We start from the raw sequence: 16,981 nt of genomic DNA, 5'->3' as shown, positions 1-16,981 counted from the left end.
TGGTTTTAAGTGTAAGAAAAATATATCGTAATGCTATTGCTTTACTATTCGTAATTTGCCTTCTACCTGTAGTTTCTGGTTATCCTCCCCCTGTTGAAGAATATTGTCTGGATAGTTTAATAGCTATTGATCTCTCTAAGGTCTCAGCAGATAATTTTATTAGTATCAGCAATGACACTCGACCAATTAAAAATAATCCCTCCAAAAGCTTTTTTGAAGACGCTCTAATTTTAGTTCAGAATTCATTCTATTTATGCAGAGTGTCTACACCTCACTTTCCCAATTATATTGAACGTCCCGCACGGTGTGCAGAACGTCAATCGTTACCAATTCGTGCCCCTCCTTGCTCCAACATCTAAATATAATTTTTTGAGTATTATTACCATCAACTTAAGATGTAACGCGAGCAATGGAGGTTTTATGCGAAAGAGTGATTTCGTGTTGCCAGAAACCGAAAGACAACCGACTCCTGAGCAGAACATAGACTATTCACCAAAGGCATACTCTTTGAGTGAACAAGTTCTTATGGGAGTGAAATTTGTTGCTGCAACCGGTTTTCTAGGATTCACAATCTGGCTATTGGATTTAATTTTTTGATACTAGAACTGTTTAGGGAGGGGTTCCCTCCCTAAACAGTTAGTTCTTGAATGCTAGTGAGGTATCGATGCCACTTGCCGCACTGTTTATGGAATAAGGACAACCTTACCGTAAACCCCTTCTTGCATAACCAGATCGTGAGCTTTTGCTGCTTCTGCTAAAGGAAGCTCTGAATGAATGATCGGTTTATAGCGTCCATCAATCAGACCTGGCTTGATTGAGGCATGGATCTGGTGCATGACTTTAGTGTCAGCATTAAATAATGACATCCCATGGATAGAAGCATTTTTCCCCATCGTGTCGCGTGGATCAATTTCAATCCGGCCACGATTACCAATGACAACAATTCTACCAAATTTAGCAAGCAGTTTGAGATCCTTGTCAAGATTGACATTAGCGAGCATTTCCAAGATGACATCAACTCCTTGGTTGCATGTTAAGTCATTGAGGGCATCAAGATAGTTGTCGGATTTATGATTCAGAGCAGCGATAACTCCTTGGGACTTTATCAAGTCTAAACCGGCTTGGGTGCCAGCCGTCCCGATAACGCGTAAGCCATTGGCCTTTGCAATTTGAATCGCAGCTATTCCGACTGAACCGCTGGCGCCATGGATAAGAAGCGTTTCTCCCGGCAATGCATGAGCGCGAAAATTAAGTGCAAATGACGCAGTGCTATATGGCACTCCGAGTGCGGCACCGGAGGTAAAAGTAATATTATCTGGCAATGTAAACGCCTGATCTTCATCACAAAGAAGTTGTTGTGCATAGCTACCAGTTGGACACCCGCAGACGTAGATGCGGTCTCCAACTTTTCTATGGACGACAGCAGATCCCACCGCGGTCACTATGCCGGCAGCATCTTTTCCTGGTGTATAAGGTAACTCCGGCTTAAGAGGATAAACACCAGCCCGAATATAAGTGTCTACGGGGTTCACACCGACCGCCTTGACTTCTATCAGTAGTTGATTTTCTGCAGGAACAAGATCAGGAACCTCTTCAAGTTGCATGACTTCTGGAGCACCAAACTTATGAACTTGTATTGCTTGCATAGCTATCTCCCATCGTTGAGTTGTTGGATATAGATTAACAGTTGAGTTCCTATTTTATCAAGGTTTGATGCTTTAACTTTTAGAAATGATGATCACCCAATCGCCGCTAATTCTAGTCTTCCCCCCCAGCGCCGAATCAGTTCTTGTTTGACGGGTTCAGCTTCAGGAGTCGTAAGCTGATTTGTTTTGTTGACATAGTCAAAGGCTTCTTGCCGAGCTCTCTCAAGGATACGAACATCTTTTAACAAATTAGCTACGCGAAGATCCGGTAACCCTGCTTGCCGGGTGCCAAGAAAGTCACCAGGACCACGTATTTCCAGATCTGCTTCAGCGACACGAAAACCATCTTCTGTCTCAACCATAACCCGTAACCGCCGTCGAGCATCTTCACTGTAATGTTCTGAAGGGATAAGTAAGCAGTAACTTTTGTCAGCCCCCCTGCCAACACGGCCACGTAATTGATGCAATTGTGATAGGCCAAAACAATCAGCATGTTCAATCATCATGACTGTCGCATTTGGGACATCGACACCGACTTCAATGACCGTTGTTGCGACCAGAAGTTGAATCTCACCTTGGCGGAATTGATTCATCACCTGTTCTTTTTCTGCCGTTTTCATCTGTCCGTGGAGTAAACCGATTTTAAAATCAGGGAAAACTTCTTCTGCCAAAGTTTCAGCGGCGACACATGCGGCCTGCAGGTCGCTTTTTTCAGACTCTTCAACCAGTGGGTAGACGACATAAGCCTGTCTCCCCTGTTCGAGTTCATGGTGTATACGTTGGTAAGCTTGATGTCGTTGTGACGCACGGAATAACTCTGTCGTAACCGGTTTTCGACCGGGCGGCAACTGGTCAATAACAGATACAGAGAGATCGCCATAGAGGGTCATGGACAAGGTTCGTGGAATCGGGGTTGCCGTCATCACCAACATATCAGGATTTGCACCCTTATGTTTTAATAAACTGCGTTGGCGAACGCCAAAACGATGCTGTTCGTCAACAACCCCCAAGCCAAGAAAGTGAAACTCAACCCCTTCTTGCAAAACGGCATGGGTACCGACAACCAGATCAACTGCGCCATTTGCAATCTGGTTTAGCAACTCACGTTTTGCAGCAACAGGCATATTTCCTTGCAACAAACACGTGGTTAAACCGAGCTTATCAAACCAATGTTTAAATGTATGATAGTGTTGCTCAGCGAGAATTTCTGTCGGCGCAACAACAGCGACCTGCGCATTGTTTTCAATCGCGATCAATGCTGACATCAGAGCAACGAGGGTTTTCCCACTGCCAACATCCCCCTGAAGCAAGCGGTGCATCGGTTCCGGTGCCATCATATCACGCTTGATTTCGCCTAAAACCCGACGTTGTGCGTCTGTGAGCTTAAATGGCAACATTTTGTTGAGCGGTATCGTAAATTTATGTGCAAACTTAAACGCGACCCCCTCTTCAAGCTGCACCCCTGCCCTTTTCAGTGCCAAACCGAGTTCCAGAAAGAAAAATTCATCAAACACCAATGACTGCCGCGCTTGATCCTGCCCTTTTTCCAAAGTCATTAAATCAACACGATTGTCAGGCCAATGGACTTGGTTCAAGGCTTCAGCATTAGATAATAAGCAATATTTCTGCTGCACTTCAGGAGGGATAAAAGTCAAGGCGCTTGCTGCATACTCGTCAATTAGTCGATACCAGATTTTCCTGGCCTGTTTTTGGGTCAATCCGTCAGTTAGAGCATAAACGGGGAGAATCCTGCCAAAGTTCAATGGATCTGAGGTCAGTAACTGTTCAATGCTCTGCCCAGAGCTAATGAGTTCAGCGTCGGGGTGATGAATCTCACGGTTGGCAGCAAAGCGTTTGACTTCACCGATAAATATGGCCTGCTGCCCAACGGGAAAACGTTTCTGTAGCCAGGGTTTGCGGTACCGAAACCACTTCAGAGAGATCTTGCCACTCTCATCACCAACAATAACTTCATAAATACGTCGCCGACTTCGGGTGGTGGTAGACTCACCCGAAGCAAGGACAGTTGCAACAAAAACTTCTTGTTGGTTATCATTTAACTGATTGATTTTTTTAAGCTGGCGACGATCTTCATAGCGGACTGGAAGGTGGTAAAAGGCATCTTCAATTGTCTCCAGGCCAAGTTTTTGCAACTTGGGGAGCATTCTTGGCCCAACACCGTGGAGGATATCCAACCTCTGGTTGAGTATTTGATGATGAGTCGTTGATGCAATATCTGGAGTCATGCTCCATACTCAGTTTTTAAAGATAGCATTCAGCTCAACAAGAATCTCATCAATATTGAGCCCGTGAGCCTTAGCTCCCTGAGCCAGAGATTCAGTCGAAGCACCGAGACATTCCCCACAATCCAGATTAAACTTGTCAAAAACCTTGGAAACAGCGGGGTTCATCTGTAACACTTGGTTAAAAGTCATATCTTTAGTGATTTTTTGAGCCATTGCAACCTCCAGAAACGAGGGGGACGATCTTTCGAGTTAGCTGGATTTTCTCAGAATCTCCCTTGAAATGCAACGGCACTTTCGGTGCCGCGACAATCAACTATATTCAATATTCGTAACTTCGTAAACTTTGACGCCTGACGGGACATTGATATTCACTTCCTCATCGACCCGGTGGCCGACCAGAGCCCTACCGACGGGAGAACTGATGGAAATCTTACCCACTTTAATGTCTGCTTCATCAACACCAACAATCTGATAGGTTACTTCTTTATCGGTATCGACATCAATCAAAGTGACTTTAGCGCCAAATACGATCTTGTCAGTTTTTATCTTTGCAGGATCAATAACCTGTGCCATGGCTATTTTATGGTTCAGCTCTTTGATCCGCCCCTCGACAAAGCCCTGCTTATCTTTAGCGGCATCATATTCTGCATTTTCAGAAAGATCACCATGGCTTCGTGCTTCAGCAATGTCTTGAACAACTTTCGGACGTTCAAACCTGACCAACTGCTTTAATTCCTCTTGCAACCGTTGGTGTCCTTCAATGGTCATCGGAACTGATTCATCCATATTTTTGCTACTCCTCAAAAAAAACAGTGGACGGAATAAACCGCCCACTGGTTAGAACTCTGTTATGTCTTCGTTATCAATGCACTGGATAATACTCTTGTAGCGGTTTGACGTCAAGATTTTCTCGTAACATGGCTAGAATACCGTCAGTTCCGGCTTTGATCCCTTCCAACGTGGTAAAATACGCAATTTCATAAATAATGACTGAACGCCGAATCGAATAGGAATCGGAAACAGACTGAGCCCCCATAGTGGTATTAAAGACGAGACAGATTTCACCGCTCTTGATGGCATCAACACAATGTGGGCGACCTTCTTTAACTTTATTGATCTGCTGTGCCGCAATTCCTTTTTGGTTCAGATAGTCCGCTGTTCCACTGGTTGCAACGATAGAGAATCCAGCGGCAATCAGTTTCCGGGTTGGTTCGAGAATATGTTCTTTATCGGCATCTTTGACGCTAATAAAAATCTTTCCAGTGCGGGGCAATTTGACCCCGGCTCCCAGTTGTGATTTTGCATAGGCATTTCCAAAATCATTGTCGATGCCCATAACTTCACCCGTTGATTTCATCTCTGGGCCGAGCAAGGTGTCAACCCCCGGAAACTTAACAAAGGGGAACACCGCTTCTTTGACTGAAATATAATCAGGGATAATCTCTCCTGAAATCCCCAATTCTGCCAAACTTTGACCTGCCATAACTTTTGCAGCAATCTGCGCCAAAGGTCGCCCCGTTGCCTTGGATACAAAGGGAACAGTACGACTTGCACGCGGATTAACCTCAATTAAATAAACATCACCATCTTTGACGGCAAACTGAATATTCATCAACCCTTTGACTTGTATTTCGAGTGCGAGCGCTATGGTTTGGCGGCGGATCTCAGCAAGGATGGGTTCTGGCAATGAGAAAGTTGGTAAGGTGCATGCGGAATCCCCAGAATGGATGCCCGCCTCCTCGATATGTTGCATAATTCCGCCGATAACAACCTCTGTCCCATCGGCTAAAGCGTCGACATCGACCTCTATAGCATGTTGTAGAAACTTATCGACCAGAACGGGGTGTTCTGGTGATGCATTGACAGCATTTTTCATATAGTCCCGCAGACGTTCAACACTATAAACAATCTCCATCGCGCGGCCGCCTAAAACATATGATGGCCTGACAACAACCGGATAGCCGATCTTTTCAGCGATGATTTCAGCTTCTTCGTATGCGCGGGCAATACCATTTTGTGGCTGTAGCAGGTTGAGCTTATTGACCAGAGCCTGAAAGCGTTCTCGGTCCTCTGCCCTATCGATTGCATCTGGTGAGGTGCCAATGATCGGTACCCCTGATTTTTCAAGCGCCACAGCAAGCTTCAAAGGTGTCTGTCCGCCAAATTGGACGATCACCCCTTCTGGCTTTTCTATTTCAACGATAGCAAGCACATCTTCCTGAGTCAGAGGTTCAAAATAAAGACGATCAGAAGTGTCGTAATCGGTTGAGACTGTTTCAGGATTGCAGTTGACCATGATCGTCTCAAATCCAGCTTCTGACAGAGAAAAGGCTCCATGGACACAGCAATAATCAAACTCTATCCCTTGACCTATCCGGTTGGGACCGCCACCTAAAATCATGATCTTACGTTTATCCGTTGGCGCAGCTTCACATTCTGACTCATAAGTTGAGTAGAGATAGGGGGTAAACGCTTCGAACTCAGCCCCGCAAGTATCGACCCGTTTGTAGACAGGTAGTACGACGAGTTTGTGGCGCATATTGCGCACATCCTCTTCGGTTATTCCCCATAAAAAAGCTAAGCGGCGATCAGAGAAACCGTATTGTTTTGCTTCACGCAAGAGGTCAATAAAATCATGATTGTCGGTATTCAATTGATCTTTATGGGTGAGGAGAACCGACTCCATCTCGATAATCTGAGCGATATTTGCCAAAAACCACGGATCAATACCGCTCAGTTGATATATTTTATCAATACTGAATCCAGCCCGGATCGCATCAGCCAGATACCATATTCTCTCCCAGCTGGGAACTTGTAGTTGGGTCACCAGTTTGTCTTGCTCAGCGGAAGTTAAATTACGGACATAATCGGCTGGATTTTTAAAAATACGGCTTTCAAATCCATAAGAATCAATTTCCAGTGACCGTAATGCTTTTTGCAAGCTCTCTTTAAAGGTCCGGCCAATGGCCATGACCTCACCGACAGACTTCATCTGTGTGGTTAACGTTGCATCCGACTGAGGGAACTTTTCAAAAGTAAATCGAGGAATCTTGGTGACGACGTAGTCAATCGTCGGTTCAAAAGAAGCTAAAGTTTCACGTGTGATGTCGTTCTGGATCTCATCAAGACGGTAACCCACCGATAGCTTTGCTGCTATCTTGGCAATAGGAAAGCCTGTCGCTTTTGATGCCAAAGCAGAAGAGCGGGAAACCCGTGGGTTCATCTCGATAACAACGAGACGACCATCTTTGGGATTGATCCCGAACTGGATATTTGAGCCCCCGGTTTCAACACCGATTTCACGGATAATCTTCAACGAAGCATCGCGCAGAATTTGGTACTCTTTATCGGTCAAAGTCTGTGCCGGAGCAACGGTAATTGAATCACCCGTATGCACGCCCATAGCATCAACATTTTCGATAGAACAGATGATGACAACGTTATCGGCAATATCACGCATCACTTCCAGTTCATATTCTTTCCAACCGATAATCGACTCTTCAATCAGGATTTCATTGGTCGGAGAAGCGTCCATTCCAGCGATAGCCATGCGGTTATAATCTTCCCGATTATAAGCAATGCCACCACCAGAACCACCGAGAGTGAATGACGGTCTGATGATTGCTGGAAAGCCGATTTCTTCAATGATCTCAGTTGCTTCAACATAGGTATGGGCTAAACCAGAAAGCGGAACATCAATACCAATCTTCTGCATGGCCTGCTTAAACAGCGTCCGATCCTCAGCTTTTTTAATTGACTCAAGTTTTGCGCCAATTAACTCAACGTTGTACTGATCCAGAACTCCAGCCTCTGCGACAGCAACGGCTGTGTTCAAAGCGGTCTGACCACCTAAGGTCGGTAACAACGCATCTGGACGTTCTTTAATAATAATCTGAGTCAAAACATCTGCAGTCACCGGTTCAATATAAGTACGATCTGCAAAATCGGGATCGGTCATGATCGTCGCGGGGTTGGAGTTTAACAAAACAACCTCGTAACCTTCCTCCTTTAGCGCTTTACATGCCTGAGTTCCAGAATAATCAAATTCGCACGCCTGCCCAATAACAATCGGTCCGGCTCCAACAATCAGTATTTTTTTAATATCATCACGCTTAGGCATGGTTATTCTCTCTTTTATGTTGATTCATCATATCAATAAAGCGTTCAAACAAATAATGAGCATCATGGGGCCCAGGTGAGGCTTCTGGATGATACTGAACCGAAAAAGCCGGTGAGGACAGCAGTTCAATTCCTTCCACAGTGTTATCATTCAAATTGATATGGGTCACCTTTACTTGGTCATGCAAACTTTTTTCATCGACAGCGAAACCATGATTCTGAGAGGTGATTTCAACTTGCTGACGCTGATAGTCAAGGACCGGTTGGTTACCACCTCGATGACCGAATTTGAGTTTATAAGTGCTCCCTCCCGAAGCGATTGCCAGCAATTGATGACCAAGGCATATCCCAAAGACCGGGACTTTACCCAATAACTTACGAATATTTTCCTGAGCATACAGAAGTGGTTCTGGATCACCAGGGCCGTTACTCAAGAAAACTCCGTCCGGCTTGAGCGCCTGAACCTCTTCAGCTGTTGTCGTTGCCGGAACCACAGTCACGTCACACCCTAAGGCGGTAAGATTGCGTAAAATATTACGCTTGATCCCAAAATCATAAGCAACAACTTTATAAACGGCATCTTGAGTATTAGCCCGGGCATATCCGCTGCCTAACGTCCATAAACCTTCCTCAGCCTGATAGGGCTGTTTGCAAGTCACTTCCTGAACCAGGTCACGTCCGACTAAGGCCGGTGCTTGCTGTGCTTTCTTAACCAGACTTTCAGGATCAGTATCGACTGACGAGATGATCCCGGTTTGAGCACCAACAGTACGAATGTGGCGAACCAATGCTCGGGTATCAATACCTTCGATGCTGACAATATTATGATCTTTAAGGTAGGCATCAAGGCTCATCTGCGAACGGAAATTACTGGGAAAAGAACAGGATTCCTTGACCACAAAGCCTGATAAAAAGGGCCTGTCTGACTCAACATCCTCTGGATTAATGCCATAGTTGCCAATCTGAGGATAGGTCATGGTGACAATTTCACCATGGTAAGAAGGATCCGTCAGGATTTCCTGATAACCGGTCATACTGGTATTAAAGACCACTTCACCGGTAACTTCACCAATTGCGCCGAGCGCCTTCCCATAAAAAAACTTGCCATCAGCAAGAGCCAAAACTGCTTTCATTGAGACCTCTATTTTTAATTATATACATTAAGTTTCTGTTTTTAAGAGCCTGAAAGTAAAGGTTTATCTTTCAAATACCACTTTCCCAGCGAGCAAGGTTTTTACTGCAGCACCCTTCATTTCCCAACCCAGAAATGGAGAGTTTTTACTCTTTGAGTGGAGAGACTCTGCGGTATACGTCCATTCACGCTCTAAGTCAATCAAGACAATGTCAGCAACGGCACCAACAGATAACGTTCCACGATCGATTCCCATAATTGTGGCGGGTTGAACCGTCAATAATGAAATTAAAGAGTTCAAGCCAAGGAGACCATCAGCAACCAATCTTAAACTAAGAGGCAGCAACGACTCCAGTCCAACAATACCATTCATAGCCACTGGAAACTCAACATTCTTTTCATCGTAGTGGTGAGGAGCATGATCAGTGGCGATGGCATCAATAGTCCCATCAGCCAGACCAGCACGGACGGCATCGACATGATCCTGACTTCGCAAAGGTGGACTCATCTTGGCGTTGGTATTATAACCACGAACGGCTTCATCTGTCAGAGTAAAATGATGCGGCGTGGCTTCACAGCTGACCCGAACGCCACGCGCTTTGGCATGACGGATCAAATCAACACTCCCTTTGGTCGAAACATGACAGACATGGAGACGTCCGCCGGTAAACTCTGCCAACATAATTTCTCGAGCTGTCCCGGCATCTTCTGCGACCCAAGGAATCCCCTGCAAACCCAATTCAGTCGCCACATCCCCTTCATGCATACAACCTGAACCAGTGATAGAGAGATCCTCTGAATGGGTAACGATTGGCATAGAAAAGGTGTCTGCATACTCAAATGCCCGACGGAGCAGTTCACCATGGGTTACGGGGATACCGTCATCAGAAAAACCAACACAGCCTGCCTCCTTCAAGTCGCCCATTTCTGCAAGGATCTCCCCTTTCATCCCCTTGCTGATGGAAGCGATAGGATAGATATTGGCGCTCCCCTGCTGTTTGGCTTTATTAATAATATATTGGGTCACAGCACATGAATCATTGACGGGGTTAGTATTAGGCATACAGGTCAATGAAGTGACACCACCGGCAGCTGCCGCACGGGTTCCAGAAATAATATCTTCTTTATACTCAAAGCCTGGATCACGCATGTGAGTATGAATATCAACCAATCCTGGGGCAACTAATAGCCCTGTGGCATCAATAATTTCATCAGCAGTCACGCTGATGTTAGTAGCGACCTCTTGGATAACGCCATCCTCAATCAAAACATCACAGGCAGCGTCAATTTTGTTTGCAGGGTCAATGACACGACCATTTTTAATTAACGTCTTCATTCTTTCAACCTTTCGTTAAGTTGTTAATTCACCTGCAGTTTTTCACCACCAGCAACCAGATAAAGGAGTGCCATCCGTATCGCAACGCCATTCTCAACCTGATCAAGAATAACATTTTGGGGACCGTCAGCAACGGAAGAAGAAAGTTCTACCCCACGGTTTACAGGCCCTGGATGCATGACAATGGCATCTTTCTTGGCTAACTTCAGGTTGTCTTCGTTAAGGGCAAAGAAACGGGAATATTCACGTAACGAAGGAATCAACGTCTTTCCTTGGCGTTCATGTTGAATCCGCAGCATCATGATACAGTCAGCGTCGGTTATCGCCTCATCGAGGTTATAGTAGACTTCACAACCCAGCTTTTCAATCCCCACAGGCAACATCGTCCGCGGACCGGTGACACGGACCTTCGCCCCGAGTTTATTCAGGCAATAGATATTAGATCGAACAACGCGGCTATGGGCGACATCGCCAGCGATGGTAACGGTCAATCCCTTCAGGTGACCTTTATGCTGACGGATGGTGAAGGCATCAAGAAGAGCCTGGCTAGGGTGTTCGTGAGTTCCATCTCCGGCGTTAATCACTGAACAGTGCAACCGTTGAGCGAGGTAATCACAAGCACCTGAAGCACTATGACGCATGACAATGATATCAGGCCGCATGGCTTCAATATTGCGCGCCGTATCCTCGAGGCTTTCACCTTTAACGACCGACGAAGAGGCCGCGGTGATATTGATTGTGTCAGCTGACAGTCGCTTCCCTGCAATTTCAAAAGATGTCCGGGTCCTCGTGCTGGCTTCGTAAAACAAATTGATAACCGTTTTGCCGCGCAGCGTCGGGACCTTCTTGATCTGTCGGGTGTTAATTTCTTTAAAACTCTCAGCCGTAGTGAGGATAAAGTTAATTTCGTCGGCAGTCAGATTTTTAATTCCGAGGATATGTTTCGGATTGAAAGACATACTTGAACCTCCCGTTAATTTCGAAGTAAATGAACAGCTTGGGGAATATTCTGGGCGTCAAAATCGACCTTGATTTGTTCATTCTTGGCTGTTGGAATGTTTCGCCCAATATAGTCGGGACGAATCGGTAGTTCCCGGTGCCCACGATCTAACAAGATCGCCAATTGAATGTTTTCTGGCCGACCAAGGGCAATAACCGCTTCCAATGCGGCACGGATAGTCCTTCCGGTATAAAGCACGTCATCGACAAGGACCACTTTCTTGCCCGTCACCGGGACATGAATCTCGGTCTGTCCAATCATCAGGTCGCGGCGAGAACCTAAGTCATCCCGATACATGGTGACATCAATAATTCCCAGAGGTGGCTCGGTTCCTTCAATCTCACTGATCCTTTTCTGCAACTGTGTCGCCAGATAGGCTCCACCAGTGCGAATCCCAATAAGCAGCAAATCGTCGACACCTTGATTTTTTTCGAGAATTTCGTGCGCAATGCGCGTTAATGCGCGATTAACCCCATCGAGGTCCAGTATCTCTAATATTTTCTCTGCCATAATAATCCTCCTGAAGAAAGGGACAGACACAAAAAAACGCCTGTACAGCTCAAACTGTACAGGCGTTATATCTATTTTTATAAAGTGTTTTCATCGTTTTATCCCTTGCTGATCTCTCGGACCAAATTAAAGGGTTAATATTTTAGTTACAAATTTTTCAAAAAATTAACAATTACAGAAAAGATAAGTCAATCAATAAATTATTAAAATAAGCCCACATCAATCAGTTTATCAGCCTTCCAATGCGTGAGAATCTGATTTTATGTAACAAACTCCCTTCTGCATTCCAAGACCAATATTTAATAAAGGCTAAACCTTTAACCTTTGATTTATGAACATAGCCCCAAAAACGACTATCATAGGAAAAGTCGCGGTTATCACCCATGACAAAATAACTATCTTCAGGAACCTTAATGGGACCGGTAAAATCGCGAGGACTCGCAACGGGAGGGATCACTTCCTGATCTTTGTGAATTTCATAAGGAACAGTAAATGGCTCGCCGTTCACAAAAACTTGCTTAGCTTTGACCTCGATGACATCTCCAGGAAGGCCAATCACTCTCTTGATAAAATCACGCCGTTCAAAATATGACTTCCCTTCATCGCCAGGAAATTCAAAAACGATGACATCACCACGTTCAGGATTGCGCACCTTCAGGTAACGACCATCAATACCAGGAATTTTGGTGCCAAAAATAAACTTGTTCACCAGCAGGTGATCACCAATTAAAAGTGTATCCAACATTGATCCAGAAGGAATTTTGAATGCCTGAAACAAAAAAGTACGGATAATCATTGCCAAAACAACAGCAACAATCAGAGCCTCTGACCACTCTCGATACCAGGGTTTCTTGACCTCAACAGAATTTTGTTTCTTCTTAAAAATTGCCATTATGCTCTCACTCGTCAGTTATAAGAATCGTCAATCTTTGACTTTGAGGATCGCCAAAAATGCCTCTTGGGGAAGCTCAACGCTGCCAATTTGTTTCATCCGCTTCTTGCCTGCTTTTTGTTTTTCCAACAACTTACGTTTTCGGGTTATATCACCGCCATAACATTTGGCGGTCACATCTTTTCTTAACGCTTTTACTGTTGACCTGGCAATAACTTTGTTACCGATAGCGGCCTGAATCGCAACCTCATATTGTTGTCGAGGGATAAACTCCTTCATTTTCGAGACTAGATCACGGCCTCGGTGTTGGGCCTTATCCTGGTGGACAATAAGTGAGAGTGCATCGACAACATCCCCATTAATCAACACATTCAGGCGAACCAGCTTACTGATTCTAAAGTCCAAATGTTCATAATCAAGTGAAGCGTAACCGCGAGAAATTGATTTCAGTCGGTCAAAGAAATCGAGAACAATTTCATTCAGTGGCATCTCATAAACAACCATCACCCGGTTAGCGGTCAGATATTTTATTTCTCTTTGGATGCCACGTCTTTCAATACATAACTTGAGGACCGGACCGACAAATTCGTTGGGGACATGGATTGAGGCAAGAACAAATGGTTCTTCAATTTGTTCAATAAACTGGATTTCGGGGAGCATGTTAGCACTCTCGACTTCCAAGAGTTCACCTTTTGTGGTTGTCACCTTGTAGACAACAGTGGGAGCGGTGGTGATCAAATTCACACCAAATTCGCGCTCTAATCGCTCCTGAATAATTTCCATATGGAGGAGGCCAAGAAAACCACAGCGAAATCCGAATCCCAGGGCCAGAGAGTTTTCAGGTTCAAATGAGAATGCAGCGTCATTTAAACGCAACTTTTCCAATGCGTCACGCAAGTTATCATAGTCTGCTGCATCAACTGGATAAAGTCCGGAGAAAACCATGGGATTGACTTCTTGGTAGCCCGGCAATGCCTCTGCTGCAGGGTTGTGAAGATGAGTAATGGTGTCACCAACCTTTGCATCTTCGACAACTTTGATCCCAGCGATGATAAAACCGACATCACCTGACGATAGTTGTGACAATTGAATCGGGTGAGGATTAAAGGCACCGACTTTCTGGACCTCATAAACACCACCGGTCGCCATCAATTTGATTTTCTCACCCTTCTTGATGGTGCCATCAAAAACGCGAACAAGGACGACGACACCTTGATATGAATCATACCAGGAATCAAAAGTGAGAGCCTTCAATGGGGCATCAGGATTTCCCTTAGGAGCAGGAACCCGTTGTACGATGGCTTCAAGAATTGCTTCAATGCCGATCCCCTCTTTTGCGCTGGCAAGGATGGCATCGCTCGTATCAATCCCGACAATTTCCTCAACTTCGGCTCTGATCCGCTCAGGTTCTGCACTGGGCAAATCAATCTTATTGAGGACGGCAAATATCTCAAGATCCTGATCAATTGCCATATACACGTTGGCAAGTGTCTGCGCTTCAACTCCTTGAGCAGCGTCAACAACCAGCATAGCCCCTTCGCAAGCCGACAGAGAACGGCTGACTTCATAAGAGAAGTCAACATGCCCCGGGGTATCAATCAGATTGAGGGTGTAATCCTGCCCGTCCTTAGCTCGATAATTGAGCCGGACCGATTGGGCTTTGATTGTGATCCCTCGCTCTTGTTCAAGTTCCATCTTGTCAAGATATTGAGCAGATTTCTCACGATCAGTCAGAGCCCCAGTTGCTTCGAGTAAGCGATCTGCAAGGGTCGATTTGCCGTGGTCAATATGGGCGATGATAGAAAAGTTTCGAATATTTTTTTGAATCATAAAATCCCAACATTACAGGGTTAAATTAACCGCATATATTAAACGTGAAGGAAAGTGGAAGTAAAGACCAAAGAAACGCTATGCTGTTATAAACCGATTATTCGTTCGTCAATGGCCTTTTCTTCGCTGTAAAAATTGGCCATGCTTCGGCAAAAACCATTCCGAATACGATCATAAAGCCCCCAAACCAACCGATAGCAGTCAGCCGATCTCCAGCTAACCAGATTGAAAACAGTGCAGCAAAAACAGGTTCAAGGGTATAAATCAATGCGGCTCTGGTGGGTGTGGTGCGATTCTGGAAGGTGGTCATCGCCCAGAAAGCATAAACTGTTGCGAAGACTGAGGTGATAAGAAAAGCAAAAATCAACGATCCCGTCCATTGTTGTGGCCAGGAAACGGGCTCAAAAAAAAGACTGCCGACAAGATAGAGAAGTGACGCCGTTGCAATCTGCACAAACGTAAGAGCTTTACTGTCATACCCTTTCGCAAAGACATCAAGCCCAAGAATGTGAAGAGCAATAAATATTGAACAGATAACGACCAGAAGATCCCCGAAGTTTATCGTCCATGGCGTATGCCAAGTCAGAAAGAAGAGCCCAGACAAAGCAAATGCAACCCCGATCTTGGAGCCAAGAGCCGCCGGTTTTTTCAATAAAGGGCCAGCAAGCAGTGGCACCCAGATAACCCCAAGACCTGTCAGAAAACCGGTGTTGGCGGACGATGTCCGTTCTAGACCAAAAGTTTGAAAAATAAAAGATAAAGCCAAAACTGAACCGAGGCCAGCCCCGAGCAGCCACCCACGACGATCCAAGGTCGCAAAACCTGACTTGCCTGCGAGAAACGCAAGCATCAAAGCAGCGAGAGCAAAGCGCACCCAAAGAAACGCCATAACCGGCATCTCGACTATCGCATCTTTGACTATCGGGAAAGTAGCCCCCCAAAAAATTGTGACTGAGGCAAGCATCAATTCGGCAATTAATTGCCTTTTATTGACCTTATGAGCTTTTATCATAACAAAATAAGTCCAAGCTAATTAGCGTTAATTTCTTGTTTCCAGTAAAGGCGCTATGGTATAAGCACAATTCTGCGATTACAATGTTTTTTAATAGATTTTATGGAGATAGAGAGTATGGATCATACTGAACGCTCTAAAAAAGAGCCTATCGAGGTTATCTGTCCTAAATGTCGATACACCGAGATCACCTATCTTCCGAGAGCTGATCTTCCTCTCTGCCCAACATGCAAAATTCCGATGTTAATTAACGAACTTCTGGACGAAGGAAAGTCGTATTAAATTTGACCTGCCGGTTACACGGCTTAGCATTCCTACATATTATCAAGGAGAAAAAACAATGAAACATGTAAAAGTTGTCGTTGCTTGTCTGTTAGCTCTTTGTATTGTGCTCCCTGGCATTGTCAGCGCAGATACTTTAGATGAGATCCAAGACCGTGGTGTTTTGCGGGTTGGTATGGAACCAGGTTACATGCCTTTTGAAATGACCAACCAAAAAGGTGAGATCATAGGCTTTGATGTTGATATGGCTAAAGGAATTGCCAAAGCTATGGGCGTCAAGTTGGAATTAGTCAACACCGCTTGGGATGGCATCATCCCCGCCCTGTTAACTAAAAAATATGACATCATCATGAGTGGGATGACAGTGACTCAGGAGAGAAATCTGAAAGTAAACTTTGCTGATCCCTACATAGTTATTGGTCAAACGATTCTGATTAAAAAAGAAATTGCTGGCGATGTTAAATCGTACAAAGATTTGAACAATGCCAAATACAAAGTTGGTTCTAAGCTTGGAACCACAGGTGAAAAAGCAACCAAGAGAATGATCCCTAACTGTAGTTACATCTCTTTTGATACAGAACAAGAAGGGATTACTGACTTGGTTAACGGGCAGATTGATGCCTTTGTTTACGACCTCCCTTATATGGAAATTGCTTACGCACAAAAAGGTGAAAATAAATTGGTTTATCTTGATAAACCATTTACTTACGAACCACTCGGCTGGGCTATCCGTCGTGGTAACCATGACTTTCTGAACTGGTTGAATAACTATATGACACAGGTAAGAAGCGATGGAACCTACGATAAAATTTATGCCAAGTGGATCCAGAGTGATGCTTGGTTGAAACAAATCCAAAAATAATTGTATTGAATAACGGAGAATGTCTTTCACCCTGCATTCTCCGTTTTTTTATGATTTTGACTTTTAATTGAATTTTGAACTCGCTGTTTAGTTTTGCGCGAATTCAAAATAGTT

General features: G+C 44.8%; 14 protein-coding genes. 2 read left to right on the top strand and 12 right to left on the bottom strand.

Annotated features, from left to right (window positions below; all coding sequences use genetic code 11):
• Window positions 1–420: 420 nt before the first annotated feature.
• Window positions 421–597 (top strand): hypothetical protein, encoded by a 177-nt coding sequence (locus BLU87_RS17325; RefSeq protein WP_175498362.1) that lies wholly within the window; start codon window positions 421–423, stop codon window positions 595–597.
• An 86-nt stretch (window positions 598–683) separates the two neighbouring features.
• Here the strand turns inward: BLU87_RS17325 and BLU87_RS11190 are convergent, their stop codons facing one another.
• The 12 genes from BLU87_RS11190 to BLU87_RS11135 form a co-directional block, all read right to left on the bottom strand.
• Window positions 684–1,646 carry an NADPH:quinone reductase gene (locus BLU87_RS11190; protein WP_092348320.1) on the bottom strand — a complete coding sequence of 321 codons (963 nt, stop codon included), beginning with the start codon at window positions 1,644–1,646 and terminating at the stop codon, window positions 684–686.
• Window positions 1,647–1,738: 92 nt separating this feature from the next.
• On the bottom strand, window positions 1,739–3,892 hold the full coding sequence (recG, locus tag BLU87_RS11185) for an ATP-dependent DNA helicase RecG (RefSeq protein ID WP_092348318.1): 2,154 nt from the start codon (window positions 3,890–3,892) through the stop codon (window positions 1,739–1,741).
• Between the two features lie 9 nt (window positions 3,893–3,901).
• Window positions 3,902–4,105 (bottom strand): DUF1858 domain-containing protein, encoded by a 204-nt coding sequence (locus tag BLU87_RS11180; protein ID WP_092348316.1) that lies wholly within the window; start codon window positions 4,103–4,105, stop codon window positions 3,902–3,904.
• Window positions 4,106–4,201: 96 nt separating this feature from the next.
• Window positions 4,202–4,678, bottom strand: a complete 477-nt coding sequence (gene greA / locus BLU87_RS11175; RefSeq protein WP_092348314.1) for a transcription elongation factor GreA — start codon at window positions 4,676–4,678, stop codon at window positions 4,202–4,204.
• A gap of 76 nt (window positions 4,679–4,754) precedes the next feature.
• Window positions 4,755–8,012, bottom strand: a complete 3,258-nt coding sequence (gene carB / locus BLU87_RS11170; RefSeq protein WP_092348311.1) for a carbamoyl-phosphate synthase large subunit — start codon at window positions 8,010–8,012, stop codon at window positions 4,755–4,757.
• A complete protein-coding gene (gene carA, locus BLU87_RS11165) occupies window positions 8,005–9,144 on the bottom strand; it encodes a glutamine-hydrolyzing carbamoyl-phosphate synthase small subunit (RefSeq protein WP_092348309.1) in 1,140 nt (379 codons plus the stop codon). The genes carB and carA overlap by 8 nt, the downstream gene beginning before the upstream one ends.
• 63 nt (window positions 9,145–9,207) lie before the next feature.
• Window positions 9,208–10,479 carry a dihydroorotase gene (locus tag BLU87_RS11160; RefSeq protein ID WP_092348307.1) on the bottom strand — a complete coding sequence of 424 codons (1,272 nt, stop codon included), beginning with the start codon at window positions 10,477–10,479 and terminating at the stop codon, window positions 9,208–9,210.
• A 23-nt stretch (window positions 10,480–10,502) separates the two neighbouring features.
• Window positions 10,503–11,438 carry an aspartate carbamoyltransferase catalytic subunit gene (locus tag BLU87_RS11155; RefSeq protein WP_092348305.1) on the bottom strand — a complete coding sequence of 312 codons (936 nt, stop codon included), beginning with the start codon at window positions 11,436–11,438 and terminating at the stop codon, window positions 10,503–10,505.
• Window positions 11,439–11,452: 14 nt separating this feature from the next.
• A complete protein-coding gene (gene pyrR / locus BLU87_RS11150) occupies window positions 11,453–11,989 on the bottom strand; it encodes a bifunctional pyr operon transcriptional regulator/uracil phosphoribosyltransferase PyrR (RefSeq protein WP_092348302.1) in 537 nt (178 codons plus the stop codon).
• A 223-nt stretch (window positions 11,990–12,212) separates the two neighbouring features.
• Window positions 12,213–12,881, bottom strand: a complete 669-nt coding sequence (gene lepB / locus BLU87_RS11145; RefSeq protein WP_092348300.1) for a signal peptidase I — start codon at window positions 12,879–12,881, stop codon at window positions 12,213–12,215.
• 30 nt (window positions 12,882–12,911) lie between these two features.
• Window positions 12,912–14,711, bottom strand: a complete 1,800-nt coding sequence (lepA, locus tag BLU87_RS11140; RefSeq protein WP_092348296.1) for a translation elongation factor 4 — start codon at window positions 14,709–14,711, stop codon at window positions 12,912–12,914.
• Between the two features lie 97 nt (window positions 14,712–14,808).
• Entirely contained in the window at window positions 14,809–15,723 is a 915-nt protein-coding gene (locus tag BLU87_RS11135; protein ID WP_092348293.1) for a DMT family transporter, read from the bottom strand.
• 340 nt (window positions 15,724–16,063) lie between these two features.
• Here BLU87_RS11135 and BLU87_RS11130 point away from each other — a divergent pair, with 340 nt between their 5' ends.
• Window positions 16,064–16,867: a transporter substrate-binding domain-containing protein gene (locus BLU87_RS11130; protein WP_092348290.1), complete on the top strand. Its 804-nt coding sequence runs from the start codon at window positions 16,064–16,066 to the stop codon at window positions 16,865–16,867.
• The last annotated feature ends 114 nt before the right edge of the window (window positions 16,868–16,981 follow it).

Origin of the sequence: Desulfuromusa kysingii (assembly GCF_900107645.1) — a bacterium.
Taxonomy (GTDB): domain Bacteria; phylum Desulfobacterota; class Desulfuromonadia; order Desulfuromonadales; family Geopsychrobacteraceae; genus Desulfuromusa; species Desulfuromusa kysingii.
This window is presented reverse-complemented; position numbering and strand designations above follow the sequence as displayed.

Excerpts from the sequence above, each read along its gene's own strand:
- BLU87_RS11160 (WP_092348307.1), bottom strand. The coding sequence starts at position 10,479 with ATGAAGACGTTAATTAAAAATGGTCGTGTCATTGACCCTGCAAACAAA.
- BLU87_RS11180 (WP_092348316.1), bottom strand. The coding sequence starts at position 4,105 with ATGGCTCAAAAAATCACTAAAGATATGACTTTTAACCAAGTGTTACAG.
- carB (WP_092348311.1), bottom strand. The coding sequence starts at position 8,012 with ATGCCTAAGCGTGATGATATTAAAAAAATACTGATTGTTGGAGCCGGA.
- BLU87_RS11155 (WP_092348305.1), bottom strand. The coding sequence starts at position 11,438 with ATGTCTTTCAATCCGAAACATATCCTCGGAATTAAAAATCTGACTGCC.
- BLU87_RS11190 (WP_092348320.1), bottom strand. The coding sequence starts at position 1,646 with ATGCAAGCAATACAAGTTCATAAGTTTGGTGCTCCAGAAGTCATGCAA.
- BLU87_RS11135 (WP_092348293.1), bottom strand. The coding sequence starts at position 15,723 with ATGATAAAAGCTCATAAGGTCAATAAAAGGCAATTAATTGCCGAATTG.
- recG (WP_092348318.1), bottom strand. The coding sequence starts at position 3,892 with ATGACTCCAGATATTGCATCAACGACTCATCATCAAATACTCAACCAG.
- BLU87_RS11130 (WP_092348290.1), top strand. The coding sequence starts at position 16,064 with ATGAAACATGTAAAAGTTGTCGTTGCTTGTCTGTTAGCTCTTTGTATT.
- carA (WP_092348309.1), bottom strand. The coding sequence starts at position 9,144 with ATGAAAGCAGTTTTGGCTCTTGCTGATGGCAAGTTTTTTTATGGGAAG.
- BLU87_RS17325 (WP_175498362.1), top strand. The coding sequence starts at position 421 with ATGCGAAAGAGTGATTTCGTGTTGCCAGAAACCGAAAGACAACCGACT.
- pyrR (WP_092348302.1), bottom strand. The coding sequence starts at position 11,989 with ATGGCAGAGAAAATATTAGAGATACTGGACCTCGATGGGGTTAATCGC.
- lepB (WP_092348300.1), bottom strand. The coding sequence starts at position 12,881 with ATGGCAATTTTTAAGAAGAAACAAAATTCTGTTGAGGTCAAGAAACCC.
- lepA (WP_092348296.1), bottom strand. The coding sequence starts at position 14,711 with ATGATTCAAAAAAATATTCGAAACTTTTCTATCATCGCCCATATTGAC.
- greA (WP_092348314.1), bottom strand. The coding sequence starts at position 4,678 with ATGGATGAATCAGTTCCGATGACCATTGAAGGACACCAACGGTTGCAA.